Consider the following 13,297-nt stretch of genomic DNA (forward strand, 5'->3'; position numbering starts at 1 on the left):
TCGTTTTATGCCTACTTTCTTATCAAATGTTGTTGATGATATACTCGAAAAAGAGAAATCTATTTCTAATCTAACTTTTATACTACCAAGTAAAAGAGCGGGCACATTTCTAAAACAAGAAATTAAAAGGAAAATTTACAAACCAATTATTTTCCCAGAAATTAAGAGTATTGAAGATTTTATATATGAATTATCTTCTATTGCTCATTTAGATAATACAACTTTACTTTTTGAATTCTATTCTGTCTATCGAGAGAATACTAAAGAAAGCCTTATTGAAGGCTTTGATGGATTCTCTAATTGGGCCTCAATAGTATTACAAGATTTTAATGAAATCGATAGACACTTAATAGACACCAAGTATATATTTAACTATCTAAAAAGTATAGATCGTTTAGAAAATTGGGACATTAAAAAAGGCTCTGAAACTAAGCTTATTAATAATCATTTTACTTTTTTTGAACGACTAGAAGTTTACTATAGAAAACTTTATGAAAGCCTTAGTTCTCGGAAGCTTGGATATCAAGGTATTCAATATCGAGAGGCTTTTGAAAGCATTCAAAACTATATTGAGAATAATCAAGATAAAAATTTAGTGTTTGTTGGATTCAATGCTTTAAACAAAGCAGAAGAAACCGTTATACAGGAGTTACTAGTAAATGAGTTAGCCACCATTTATTGGGATATAGACTCATATTATTTCAAAGATCACCCTGCCTCTATTTTTTTAAAAAAGTATAAAAATGATTGGACATATTTTCAAAATAATCCTTTCAATTGGATTCAAAATAACCTCTCCCTAAAAAAGAATATACAGGTGATTGGCTCTCCTAAAAATAATTCTCAAATAAAACATGTTGGGGAAATATTGCAGAAATTAAAAAACAAAGAAAATAATTATCAAAGTACTGCTTTAGTATTAGCTGATGAGTCTTTATTGCCATTAGTACTAAATTCATTCCCCAAAAGTATTGAGCACGTAAATATTACTATGGGTTATGATCTCAAGAACATGTCAATTAGTTCATTGATAGAGTCTCTTTTTAAATTACATGTAAACATTAAAAATAATAGTTTTTTTTACTATAAAAACGTTATTACAGTATTAAATCATCCTTTAATTAAAAAGATAGAAAGAACAGATCAAATCATCAATCAAATATTAAAAAACAACTATATTTTCTTCAATAAATCCACTTTTTTAGCAATATCAAAAAAGTCTACAATTAATGTAGAAAGCATTTCTTTTCTATTTGATAATTGGCAAGACAACGCCAACATTGCTGTTAAAAACTGCACTGAAATAATATCAATTTTAAAAGGGAAAATCAGTGATAAATTAGAGCGCGAGTTCTTATTCAAAAACCTTACTGTTTTAAATCAACTAGAGCAATTAAACGCTGAGACAAACTATATAAAAACTATTAAAACCTTACATCAGTTTTTTAAACAAATAATCAGGAATGAAAAGCTTTCGTTTCAAGGAGAGCCTCTTTCTGGGCTTCAATTAATGGGAATGCTTGAAACCAGAGTTTTAGATTTTGAAAATGTAATCCTTACTTCTGTTAATGAAGGAATATTACCAGCAGGTAAATCTGACAATTCTTTTATTCCGTTCGATGTGAAAAAGGAAGTGGGTTTACCAACCTATCAAGAACGAGATGCGATATTTTCGTATCACTTTTATCGTTTGTTACAACGAGCAAAAAATGTTTATCTATTATATAATACTGAAAATGATCAATACGGTTCTGGAGAACAAAGTCGATTCGTCACAGAGTTAGAAATTAATAAACCAGAAAACATAAATAAGTTTGTTGTTAGCCCTAAAGTAATTTCGAAAAAAACTAAACTCAAACAAATTAATAAAATCATATCTATCAATAATCGATTAGAAGAACTGGCTAAAAAAGGTTTTTCACCTACATCATTGACCAATTATATTAACAATCCTATTAAATTTTATGAGCAAAAGATTTTAGGAATTAAAGAAACTGATGAAGCAGAAGAAACTATCGCAGCTAATACGTTAGGAACTATTATTCATAAAACATTAGAGTCGTTTTACCGCCCTTTTAAAGGAAAAGTACTTCAATCAGGTGATGTTGGTAAAATGAAAAAAGAAACTCCCTTAGAAGTGAAAAAATGGATCACTAACGAATATAAAAACGGAGATGTTTCTTCTGGAAAAAATTTGTTAATATATAATGTTGCTCAACAGTTTATTATAAATTTTTTGAATAATGAATTAAAGTTATTGAATGAAGGTAAACAGCTTAAAGTTTTAGAACTTGAATATGATTTAGAAACAGAAATACAAGTAGAAGGATTAGATTTCCCTATAAAGCTAATTGGGCAAGCAGATAGAATTGACCTACTAGATGGTGTTCTAAGAATCATTGATTACAAAACTGGAAATGTTGAACAAAAAGATCTTACAGTAAAAGACTGGTCGTTAATTACCAGTGATTATAAAAAATATAGCAAAAGTTTTCAGGTATTGATGTACGCTTTTATGTATACCTGCATGAATAATTTAAATTTAGATTCTAATCAAATAGAAAGCGGAATTATTTCATTTAAAAACCTCAAAATTGGTTTTATGAAAATCAATAGAAGCTCAATAAAACAAGAAGATATAAATTGCTTTAAACAAGAACTAGAAAGTTTATTGTTAGAGATTTTTAATCAGTCTATTCCTTTTATAGAAAATGAGCATAGATATTTTTAAAAGATGAAAATCATTAAAAATCATATTATAGATGGCGAACACCAAAAGTCTATATTAATAGATTTCTTATTTAATGAAGACAACAAGCCAAAATCTATTGTCATTTTTGCACATGGTTATAAAGGGTTTAAAGATTGGGGATGCTGGAATTTAGTTGCTGAACAATTTGCCAAGAACAATTTTTTCTTTGTGAAATTCAATTTTTCACATAATGGAGGTACAATTCAACAGCCAATAGATTTTCCGGATCTAGAAGCTTTTGCAGAAAATAATTACACCAAAGAACTTGACGATTTACAATCTGTTATAGATTTTATTTTATCTACTACTAATTTTAGCGATCAAATAAACCCTAAAAACATCACATTAATAGGTCATTCTAGAGGAGGTGGAATTGCAATCATAAAAGCTTCAGAAGATAATAGAATTACAAGATTAATTACCTGGGCAAGTGTTTGCGATTTTGGAAAACGAACCGCTACAATTGGCGATCTAGAACAATGGAAAAAAGATGGTGTTAAATATGTATTGAACGGTAGAACTAAACAGCAAATGCCTCACAATTATCAATTTTATGAGGATTTTAAAGCAAATGAAGAAAGGTTAAATATTAAATCTGTAACCGAAAGATTAAAAATACCTCATTTAATTATTCATGGTAAAAATGACCCTGCTGTTCTTTTTAATGAAGCTGAATCTTTACATAAATGGAATTCTAAAAGTATTTTATCCCCTATAGAAAATGCAAATCATGTATTTGGAGCTAAACACCCTTGGGAAGAAACAAATTTACCTAATCAACTAAGTGAGGTTATCACAAAATCTATTAACTTCTTGAAAGTAAAAAATAATTTTACTCAATTATAAAGCATCAATAGCACTATCTAACCAACTTAACCTATCTACTATCCAATTTTTTAAATAATCTGATTCTTCGACATAATTAGACCCCACAAAATTATTAGGCCATATATAAGTTCCCAAAATACCCCATCTTGAAAAATTTTCATCGATAGCACCAGCTTTGGTAAGTAACTCAATATTATTGTCAATTTTTCCTAGAATACTTGCTTCTGAGAACGAGCTAGATCTTAAAGTGTTCCATCTATTTTTTAATTGAATGATAAAATTCGGATCTTCGAGTAAACGTTCCCACCAAAAAGGGACTAACCAAAAGTCTTCAGAACACCTTTCATTAAATTTATAAGCCCATACATCCGTTTTGCCTCCCGAGCAATAATCTACGTTCCCAAAAGCCAAATTAAAATCCCATATGGGGCCCATCTTTAATTTTTCGCTTTTATCCTTATGCATAAAAGTACTTAATCGATAACCATCTACATTGTTAGATAATTCGTTTAATAAAAAGAAGTCAATAAAACTAGGAACATCTATAAAAGCTGAATAACCAGTGGTAGAATTATCAAAATCATTTGAAATCAAAACGTTTTCAAAGTCTGAAACATAAGAAGATATATATTCTTTTTGGTCTTTTGTAATATCTTCAGCATCTGGATATTCATATAAAAAATAAATTTCTTGTCCAGCCGTGGCATTCAGAGGGTGATAGTTTGATTTAAATGAATTGGCATCATTATATCCGTTTCCTAAATTATTTCCTGCAGTTTTATCAATTTTCAAAATATACCCTCCTGTAACATCTTCTCCAGAATTTTCATCTTCTTTAAGCTTATTAATTGCTATTCGCTGACTATCTCTTTTTAATTTTTCCATAAAAACATAAACTCCTCTATAGTCATCATTAATCGATAATTCTACAAATTTAGTTCTGCTGGCATACATATTTATATCTCTAGATAGGTCATAGATAAGAACATTTCGCATTAAAGACTTATCACTATAAGGCCCATATAAAATCCAATCTTCCTCCTCAGGAAATTGTAATAAAGAAACATCTAAATCTTCATTGTTTTCATCTCTTGTCTCAAAGCCAAATGATTTTTTGGGAAATAATGCTTGAGAAGATGCCCCTCTAAATTCTATGCCAATAGGACCTGCGTAAGAAATAACATCTTGCTTTGTGATAGTAAGATCAGCATTAATTTTTGGTTCATCGACAATTGTGTTTCCGTTAGTATTAACTGAGATTTGAGTTAATTTATCAGCAGGGTTTACAACCACCTCATCAATTTCAGTATCATCTTTTTTACAAGAGCTAATTATTATTAACACAAGAAATAAGCTTAGGATTATTCGAACATTTTTCATTTCTATCTATTTATAATTAAAAAACCTCAATAATGAGGTTTTTATTAATTTGTTGTATGTGGAGAAGATGGGAGTCGAACCCACGACCTCTTGACTGCCAGTCAAGCGCTCTAGCCAGCTGAGCTACATCCCCAAAATTTATGCAATTCCCTTAAGAACTAACAATGGTATTCTGCTTTCAAAATACGATTTTTTAACAGTATCTTTTTCCCAAAGTCTTGCAAAGAAGCCTCTTTTTCGTCTCATAACGCATAACATATCTGGTTCTGTTATATGTAAATGTTCTAAAACTCCTTGAAAAATAGTAGCATTTTCGGTTGTCTTAAAAGTAGTGGCTAAACTTTGTAATTCTTCACTCACCTCTTTATCATCATCGGTAGCTCTAGGCGTAATAATTTGTATTAAATCTACAGTTGCATTAAACTTATTTAAAATCTTCTTAAAAGGGTCTAATAAAGTGCCTGGTTTTATTTTACCTGATTTTATAGCCATTAAAACCTTAGAAATAGATTTAAATCTATATTGTGCTGGTACTATTAATACTGGTACATCAATATCTTTAACCAAACTTCCAGCAACTTTCCCTAAATATAATGTTTCATCCGTAGAAACACTCTTAGCGGAAGACACTATTAAATCAATTTCTAACTGATCTGCCAATGCCTCAATACTATCTAACACGCTTCCTTTTATTGTTGCCTTAGCAACCTCAACTCCTTTTGTGTCAACTTGATCTAAAATGCTTTGAAGTTCTTGCTTGCTATCTTTCTCTAAAACTGCGTCAATGTTTTTTAAAGATCCCGCTACTCTAGTGCTTTCATAAATTTGAGTTACAAATACTTTTGCACCTATTGTACTCGCAAAATCTATGGCATACTGTAATGTATTTACAGCATTTCCGCTTGAACCTATTGGAACTAATAAATTTTTCATTAGCTTAAAATTTTTGCAAAGATAATTTAATTAAAATTAAAAACCCTTACTAACGAGAGTAAGGGTTTGTTTATTATGTCTAAAGAAGAATTCTTTAATATCTGTAATACTCTGGTTTATAAGGGCCTTCTACAGTAACACCAATATATTCGGCTTGATCTTCACGAAGCGTCTCCAGTTCAACACCTATTTTTTCTAAATGCAGACGGGCTACTTTTTCATCAAGATGTTTCGGCAACATGTACACTTTGTTTTCATACTTATCAGAATTATTCCAAAGTTCTATTTGCGCTAATGTTTGATTAGTAAACGAATTACTCATTACAAAACTTGGGTGACCTGTAGCGCATCCTAAGTTAACTAAACGACCTTCAGCCAATACTATAATATCCTTCCCGTTAAGGGTATATTTATCAACTTGAGGTTTAATTTCTACTTTAGAATTGCCATGATTTTCATTTAACCATGCCATATCTATCTCATTATCAAAGTGACCAATATTACAAACTATGGTCTTGTCTTTCATAGCCTCAAAATGACGAGATTGTACGATATCTTTATTACCAGTTGTAGTGATAACAATATCACATTTGCCAATAACCGTATCTAATTTTTTAACTTCGTAACCATCCATTGCAGCTTGTAATGCGCAAATTGGGTCAATTTCAGTAACCGTAACAATCGCTCCAGCACCTCTAAAAGAAGCCGCAGTACCTTTACCAACATCGCCATAACCACACACTGTTACACGCTTACCTGCAATCATTAGATCTGTAGCTCGTTTAATAGCATCTACTGCAGACTCTCTACAACCATATTTATTATCAAATTTTGATTTAGTAACAGAATCGTTCACATTAATCGCTGGCATTGGTAATGTACCTTCTTTTACTCTATCATATAAACGATGTACACCGGTAGTTGTTTCTTCAGATAATCCTTTGATACCTGGCACCAACTCAGGATATTTATCTAGAACCATATTTGTTAAATCACCTCCATCATCAAGAATCATGTTTAATGGTTGTCTATCTTCACCAAAGAATAACGTCTGTTCAATACACCAGTCGAATTCTTCTTCATTCATCCCTTTCCATGCATATACCGGAAATCCAGCTTCAGCAATTGCAGCAGCAGCTTGATCTTGGGTAGAGAATATATTGCAAGAGCTCCATGTTACTTCTGCACCAAGTGCTTTTAACGTTTCGATCAATACAGCTGTTTGAATTGTCATATGCAAACATCCTGCAATACGAGCACCTTTTAAAGGCTGCTCGTCTTTATACTCCTCGCGTAAAGACATTAAACCCGGCATTTCAGCCTCAGCTAATTCAATCTCTTTTCTTCCCCAATCCGCCAAAGAAATATCTTTAACTTTATAAGGAACATATGTGGCGGTTTTTGTACTCATATTCGTATCTTTGTTTATCTCTAAAATTAGCCTGCAAAGTTACGGAATAACTTTTTAATATGCCTATTTATAAGACAATTGACGTAAATAATACAACCAAAGTCTACATCTGGAAGATAGAAGAATCTTACGATGAACTTTCAAAAGGAATTGAATTAACGGCTATTTGTCAAAAAAGAGTAAATGGTATGAAATCTGAACTGCATCGCAGAGGGTTTATGAGTGTACGCCATTTATTAGCTGAAGCGGAATATGTAGATGCTGACCTATTTTATGATGATTTAGGAAAACCCCATTTAAAAGATGGTAATCATATTTCAATTACACATTCGTTTCATTTTTCAGCAATTATTGTAAGTAAGGATATTCCTGTAGGGATTGATATTGAGAAGCAACGCGATAAAATTGTTAGAATAGCTAATAAATTTACACCTTTAAGAGAATATAAGATCATTGCCAATCATGACGCTTTGGTTAGTAAACTAACCATTGTCTGGGGAGCCAAAGAATCATTATTTAAGATACACTCTGCTGAAGGATTGAGTTTTTTAAATAATATTTATATTGAAGATTTTTCTTTTGATGATTCACAAACAACGGGGAAAGTGAAATTTAATGGTGAAACCACAAATTATTCGATTACATTTTTAGAGTTTGAAGGATTTACCTGTGTTTACGCTTTACAATAAAATGCAAAACATTTATTCAAACATTGTTAAAGCTGTAAATGCTGGTGAGAAGTTACTTGCCATATTGATAGACCCAGATAAAGTATTATTAGAAAATTTACCTTCACTTTTTGATAAAATTCATTCTTCTATTGCAACTCATATTTTTGTAGGTGGAAGTTCTGATGAAGATCAAAAAACTGAAAAAGTTGTTGCAAAAATAAAGCAGTTAACTCATTTACCTGTCATACTATTTCCTGGAGATTATACTCAGATTACAGACTATGCTGACGGAATTCTTTTTTTAAGTCTAATTTCAGGTCGAAATCCTGAATATCTAATTGATCAGCAAATAAAATCAGTACAATTATTAAAAGATAGTGATCTAGAAATTATCCCAACAGGATACCTTTTGATTGATGGTGGTTCAGAAACTGCAGTAGAACGTGTTAGTGGAACAAAACCTATTCTACAAAACAATATTGAATTAATTGTAGATACGGCTTTAGCTGGGCAATATTCTGGCAAGCAAATCATCTATCTAGAAGCAGGTTCAGGAGCCACCGAGGCAGTGGAGTCAAAAGTTATAAAAGCAGTAAAGCGTGAACTAACAATCCCACTTATTGTCGGCGGTGGAATTCGCTCAAAAGAACAATTAAAACAAGCTTATAATGCAGGCGCTAATATGGTTGTTATTGGTACTGCTTTTGAAGAAAATGAAGATTTTTTTAATGAATTAAAGAAATGAACCAATTGTTAGACTTTTTTATTGAGCCTTATAAAAATGCCGAAACAATTAATATTGTTTTAGAGTTTATTGCAGCGCTTTTTGGTGTGATTAGTGTTTTTTATGCCAAAAAAGAAAATATTCTGGTTTACCCAACTGGTATTATAAGTACTGGTTTGTATGTTTATTTATTATCACAATGGAATCTTTATGGAGATCTAATCATAAATATTTACTACACAGCAATGAGCATTTATGGTTGGTATATGTGGAGTAAAATTATAGATGATGATAAACACCATATTCCAATTACAAGATCTAATAGAAATGACAAATTAAAAACTACTGGTATATTTATTTTTACCTCAATATTTGTAATTGCCGTTTATCGATATTACAATGTAATGCCTAACAATCTGAGTTTTTCTGAAAGCATTAATTATGCTACTTCAAACATGATTTCAGGTAATCTAGAAAATTTTAGAAAAATCACGCCATTTCTAGATACGTTTACCACTGGAATTTTCTTTGCAGCTATGTGGTTAATGGCCAATAAAAAAATAGAGCATTGGATTTTTTGGATTGCTGGTAATATTGTTTCTATTCCTCTTTATTTTGTAAAAGGCTACGGTTTTACTGGAATTCAATACACAATTTTCTTAATTTTAGCCATTCAAGGATATTTCGCATGGAGAAAAAGCTTAAGCAGCAACCTGCAAACATCATAAAAGTTGTTTTATTTGGCCCAGAATCTACTGGTAAAACAACGCTTTCAAAGCAATTAGCACGCTACTATAATACTGTTTGGGTTCCAGAATATGCCCGCGAATACTTACAAAATAAGTGGAATAATGAGCGTAAAACATGTGAAAATCATGACCTCATACCTATTGCTAAAGGCCAAATGAAGCTTGAAAATATACTTGTTAAAAAAGCAGACAAAATATTAATTTGTGATACTGATCTCTTAGAAACTAAAGTTTATTCTGAAGAATATTATGGTGGGTTTGTTGATCCTAAATTAGATGAAGCCGCTTTAAAGAATTCGTACGATCTATACTTTCTAACTTATATAGATACTCCTTGGGAAGAAGATGATTTACGTGATAGACCTGAACAGCGTATAGAAATGTTTAATGCATTTGAAACCACTTTAAAAAAATACAAGTGCCCGTATATACTGTTAAAAGGCGATAAAGAAACACGGCTAAAGACCGCTACTAAAGCTATTGATAAATTACTTAAAGAAAGAGAAAATTTAGATAGTTTCTCTGAAACATTGATTGATCTCGATTTACATTTTTTACATCATAATACCGATCATCAGAATTTTAATATGGGAGATGGATTTTGAAACCATTAAAAAAGAACTTCAATTTAAAGCCATAAGAAGTTCTGGTGCAGGTGGCCAACATGTAAATAAAGTATCTTCTAAAATTGAGTTAACGTTTGATGTTGCAAATACTTCTCATTTATCTAAAGAGGAAAAAGAATTACTTTACAAAAATCTTTCAACTAAGCTTACTAAAGACAAATTGCTTATTCTTTTTTGTGATGAAAGTCGCAGTCAACATAAAAACAAGGAGCTAGCTATTGAACGCTTTTTCGAACTTCTAAAAAAAGGATTAATAAAACCTAAGAAGAGAAAGGCAACAAAGCCAACGAAAGCATCCAAAAAAAAACGATTAGATAACAAAAAGAAGCAATCGGAAAAGAAAAGTAGCCGAAAAAAACCTAATGTTAACTAATTCAATTTGAGCTTCAATTGTATTATATTTATACCTCAGAACTAACTCCTTATGAAAACTACTATTTCCATCTTATTTATTTGCTTTTCTATTTTTTCATTTTCCCAGAAAAAAGTTTTAGACCATTCTGATAAAGAAATCTGGAACGCTATAAAAGATCAAACCATATCACCAAATGGTGACTATATTATGTATTCTCTTGAAAAAGGAGAGCGAGATAATTTCCTAAATGTAAAAAATAAAGATGCATCCTCTTTATTTGAATATGCAAGAGGTCTAAAAGGGCAATTTTCGTACAATTCTAATTTTGCCTTTTTTACCATAAAGCCTTGGAAAGATAGTATAGCAGAATTGAAACGAAAAAAGGTAAAAAAAGATAAGTTACCGAAAGATTCTTTAGGTATTCTTAATTTATCAGACAAATCATTAACTAAAATAGCTAATATAAAATCGTATAAAATCCCTGAGAAGTGGTCTGATTATGTAGCATATACTTTTGAAGAAGCGAAGTCAAAAAAGAAAGAGAAAAAAGATTCAACTCAAACAAAAAAGAAAAAGAAGTCCAAAAAAGTAGGAAAGGAAAACGGGTATCATTTAGTTCTCATAAACCTCACAACAAAAAAACAAGACACTTTTAAATATGTAACTCATTTTACATTTGCCAAAAAAGGAAAACGATTTGCTTATTCTACTACTGGTGAAAATGACAAAACTAAAGCTGGAGTTTATGTGCTTAATCTAGAAAATGAAGAATTAAAACCAATATATCAAACTGAAAAAGCGAAATTCTATCAATTAAATTTCAGCGATTCGGGTAAAAATCTTGCTTTTGTTGTTGATAACGATACTACAAAAGTTCAAGTTCGACCAAACGAACTATATCACTGGAAAGAAAATAATACTTCAGCAAAAAAATTGTTTGACAATACCTCTTCCCCGAAAGGATATTTAGTCTCTTCAGATGGCAAAACCAGTTTTTCAAAAGATGAATCTAAATTATATTTCGGATTAGCGGCTCCTCCAATAGTAAAAGACACTACGCTTATAGACGATGAAATTGTGAATGTCGAAGTATGGACTTATGATGAACCACGATTATACACGGTGCAAGAATTACAGGTTAAGAATGATAAAAAGAAATCTTATCAAACAGCAATTCATCTCAACACAAGTAAGCTAATACAGTTAGGTACAACAGAATATCCTAATACAAAATTAGCTGATGAAGGTAATGGTTCTTTTGCTTTAATTGACAACCCAGAACCTCATCAACTTGAAAGTCAATGGGATGGCCTTTGGGCTAGCGAATATGCTATTGTAGATGTAGAAAATGGTAATCATAAAAAAATACTTGCAAAAGTCGCAGGTAATGTGAACTTAAGCCCAAAAGGCAACTACGCTTATGGATATAATCGTATCGACAGTACTTGGTTTGCCTATAATATCAAAAATTCAAAATATTTACCTTTAACGAAAGGCAAAGTTTTCTATAACGAATTGCATGATTCCCCTACACCGCCTTATCCTTATGGTACAGCTGGTTGGACAGAGGGTGACAAAAATATTCTTATTTATGATCGTTACGATATTTGGCAATTCAACCCAGAAACCGGTAAAAATGTTAGACTTACAAAAGGGAGAGAGGATAAAACTGTTTACAGATATGTACAGTTAGATAAAGAAAAACAATATCTAGATTCCAAAGAAAAATGGCTGTTTACGATTTTTAATGAACAAAATAAGAATTCAGGATACTACCAATATAATCCAAAATCTAAAAAAGGAAAATTACTTTTAGAAGGACCTTATAATTATTCGAATCCTAAAAAAGCAACTTTTGCAGAAGATGTAATTTTTACCAGACAATCTTTTCAGGAATTTCCAAACATTCGTTATGCCGATCTTAGTTTTAATAATGTAAAAGTTATCAGTAGTGCAAATCCACAACAAGTACAGTATAACTGGGGAACAATTGAGTTGATAAATTGGACTTCTCTGGACGGAAAAGAATTGACAGGAATGTTAGTGAAACCTGAGAATTTTGACCCCAATAAGAAGTATCCCATGATTGTCAATTTCTACGAAAAAAGTTCTAATGGTTTGCATAGACATCGTGCTCCAACCTTTGGTAGGTCAACAATCAATTATCCATATTATGCTAGTAATGGATATGTAATCTTTAATCCTGATGTGCATTATCGCGAAGGTTATCCCGGTGAAAGTGCCTACAATTGCGTAATACCTGGTGTTACTTCTCTTATCGAAAAAGGATTTATCGATAAAGATAATATTGGAGTACAGGGGCATAGCTGGGGTGGTTATCAAATTGCATATTTAGTAACTAAGACTGATATTTTTAAAGCTGCAGAGGCCGGCGCACCAGTACCAAATATGATTAGCGCTTATGGTGGAATCAGGTGGTGGACGGGTTTAAGTCGTCAGTTTCAATATGAACATACACAGAGTAGGATTGGTGGTACTCCTTGGGAATATCCTGCTCGCTATATAGAAAATTCTCCAATTTTCAATCTTGATAAAGTAAATACTCCTTTATTAATTATGCATAATGATGCCGATGGTCATGTACCATGGTATCAAGGTATTGAGCTTTTTGTGAGTCTTAGACGTTTAGGAAAACCTTCATGGTTTTTAAACTATAATGACGAGCCGCATTGGCCTTTAAAATTTCAGAATAGAAAAGATTTTAATATTCGTTTATCACAGTTTTTTGATCATTATTTAAAAGGTTCCCTAAAACCTGTATGGATGAAACGAGGTGTGCCAGCAATCGAAAAAGGGATAAATCAAGGATATGAATTGTTAGAAGATGAAAATTAAACTGTCAATAAA

Annotated in this window: 11 protein-coding genes and 1 tRNA gene; 8 read left to right on the forward strand and 4 right to left on the reverse strand. The window is 31.4% G+C overall.

Going from position 1 to position 13,297, the window contains the following annotated elements:
* Window positions 1-7 precede the first annotated feature (7 nt).
* Both AC1EUV_RS02810 and AC1EUV_RS02815 read left to right on the forward strand, forming a co-directional pair.
* Window positions 8-2,731: a PD-(D/E)XK nuclease family protein gene (locus tag AC1EUV_RS02810; protein ID WP_480197141.1), complete on the forward strand. Its 2,724-nt coding sequence runs from the start codon at window positions 8-10 to the stop codon at window positions 2,729-2,731.
* Between the two features lie 3 nt (window positions 2,732-2,734).
* Window positions 2,735-3,598: an alpha/beta hydrolase family protein gene (locus tag AC1EUV_RS02815; protein ID WP_480197142.1), complete on the forward strand. Its 864-nt coding sequence runs from the start codon at window positions 2,735-2,737 to the stop codon at window positions 3,596-3,598.
* Here the strand turns inward: AC1EUV_RS02815 and AC1EUV_RS02820 are convergent.
* The 4 genes from AC1EUV_RS02820 to ahcY all read right to left on the reverse strand — a co-directional run bounded on the left by AC1EUV_RS02820 (window position 3,593) and on the right by ahcY (window position 7,304).
* A complete protein-coding gene (locus AC1EUV_RS02820; RefSeq protein ID WP_480197143.1) occupies window positions 3,593-4,960 on the reverse strand; it encodes a CotH kinase family protein in 1,368 nt (455 codons plus the stop codon). The two genes, AC1EUV_RS02815 and AC1EUV_RS02820, sit on opposite strands and share 6 nt — an antisense overlap.
* Window positions 4,961-5,019: 59 nt before the next feature.
* Window positions 5,020-5,093 (reverse strand) — tRNA-Ala (locus tag AC1EUV_RS02825).
* A 5-nt stretch (window positions 5,094-5,098) separates the two neighbouring features.
* Window positions 5,099-5,893: a universal stress protein gene (locus AC1EUV_RS02830; RefSeq protein WP_480197144.1), complete on the reverse strand. Its 795-nt coding sequence runs from the start codon at window positions 5,891-5,893 to the stop codon at window positions 5,099-5,101.
* Window positions 5,894-5,987: 94 nt separating this feature from the next.
* Window positions 5,988-7,304 (reverse strand): adenosylhomocysteinase, encoded by a 1,317-nt coding sequence (ahcY, locus tag AC1EUV_RS02835; RefSeq protein WP_480197145.1) that lies wholly within the window; start codon window positions 7,302-7,304, stop codon window positions 5,988-5,990.
* Between the two features lie 59 nt (window positions 7,305-7,363).
* Between ahcY and AC1EUV_RS02840 the strand changes: the two genes are divergently transcribed.
* Genes AC1EUV_RS02840 through AC1EUV_RS02865 form a run of 6 tightly spaced genes read left to right on the forward strand, consistent with a single transcriptional unit; the run spans window position 7,364 to window position 13,285 of the window.
* A complete protein-coding gene (locus tag AC1EUV_RS02840; protein WP_480197146.1) occupies window positions 7,364-7,993 on the forward strand; it encodes a 4'-phosphopantetheinyl transferase family protein in 630 nt (209 codons plus the stop codon).
* Between the two features lies 1 nt (window position 7,994).
* Window positions 7,995-8,720 carry a phosphoglycerol geranylgeranyltransferase gene (locus tag AC1EUV_RS02845; RefSeq protein WP_480197147.1) on the forward strand — a complete coding sequence of 242 codons (726 nt, stop codon included), beginning with the start codon at window positions 7,995-7,997 and terminating at the stop codon, window positions 8,718-8,720.
* The gene (gene pnuC, locus AC1EUV_RS02850; protein ID WP_480197148.1) at window positions 8,717-9,427 is read left to right on the forward strand and encodes a nicotinamide riboside transporter PnuC; all 711 of its coding nucleotides are present in this window, start codon (window positions 8,717-8,719) and stop codon (window positions 9,425-9,427) included. Before AC1EUV_RS02845 ends, pnuC begins: the two co-directional genes overlap by 4 nt.
* Window positions 9,388-10,053: an AAA family ATPase gene (locus AC1EUV_RS02855; protein ID WP_480197149.1), complete on the forward strand. Its 666-nt coding sequence runs from the start codon at window positions 9,388-9,390 to the stop codon at window positions 10,051-10,053. Before pnuC ends, AC1EUV_RS02855 begins: the two co-directional genes overlap by 40 nt.
* The gene (arfB, locus tag AC1EUV_RS02860) at window positions 10,043-10,447 is read left to right on the forward strand and encodes an alternative ribosome rescue aminoacyl-tRNA hydrolase ArfB (RefSeq protein WP_480197150.1); all 405 of its coding nucleotides are present in this window, start codon (window positions 10,043-10,045) and stop codon (window positions 10,445-10,447) included. The genes AC1EUV_RS02855 and arfB overlap by 11 nt, the downstream gene beginning before the upstream one ends.
* Before the next feature lie 51 nt (window positions 10,448-10,498).
* Window positions 10,499-13,285, forward strand: coding sequence for an alpha/beta hydrolase family protein (locus AC1EUV_RS02865; RefSeq protein WP_480197151.1), 2,787 nt, complete (start codon window positions 10,499-10,501; stop codon window positions 13,283-13,285).
* Window positions 13,286-13,297 lie beyond the last annotated feature (12 nt).

The organism is Maritimimonas sp. 2304DJ26-3, from assembly GCF_056591635.1.

Excerpts from the sequence above, each read along its gene's own strand:
- AC1EUV_RS02810 (WP_480197141.1), top strand. The coding sequence starts at position 8 with ATGCCTACTTTCTTATCAAATGTTGTTGATGATATACTCGAAAAAGAG.
- AC1EUV_RS02815 (WP_480197142.1), top strand. The coding sequence starts at position 2,735 with ATGAAAATCATTAAAAATCATATTATAGATGGCGAACACCAAAAGTCT.
- AC1EUV_RS02820 (WP_480197143.1), bottom strand. The coding sequence starts at position 4,960 with ATGAAAAATGTTCGAATAATCCTAAGCTTATTTCTTGTGTTAATAATA.
- AC1EUV_RS02830 (WP_480197144.1), bottom strand. The coding sequence starts at position 5,893 with ATGAAAAATTTATTAGTTCCAATAGGTTCAAGCGGAAATGCTGTAAAT.
- ahcY (WP_480197145.1), bottom strand. The coding sequence starts at position 7,304 with ATGAGTACAAAAACCGCCACATATGTTCCTTATAAAGTTAAAGATATT.
- AC1EUV_RS02840 (WP_480197146.1), top strand. The coding sequence starts at position 7,364 with ATGCCTATTTATAAGACAATTGACGTAAATAATACAACCAAAGTCTAC.
- AC1EUV_RS02845 (WP_480197147.1), top strand. The coding sequence starts at position 7,995 with ATGCAAAACATTTATTCAAACATTGTTAAAGCTGTAAATGCTGGTGAG.
- pnuC (WP_480197148.1), top strand. The coding sequence starts at position 8,717 with ATGAACCAATTGTTAGACTTTTTTATTGAGCCTTATAAAAATGCCGAA.
- AC1EUV_RS02855 (WP_480197149.1), top strand. The coding sequence starts at position 9,388 with ATGGAGAAAAAGCTTAAGCAGCAACCTGCAAACATCATAAAAGTTGTT.
- arfB (WP_480197150.1), top strand. The coding sequence starts at position 10,043 with ATGGATTTTGAAACCATTAAAAAAGAACTTCAATTTAAAGCCATAAGA.
- AC1EUV_RS02865 (WP_480197151.1), top strand. The coding sequence starts at position 10,499 with ATGAAAACTACTATTTCCATCTTATTTATTTGCTTTTCTATTTTTTCA.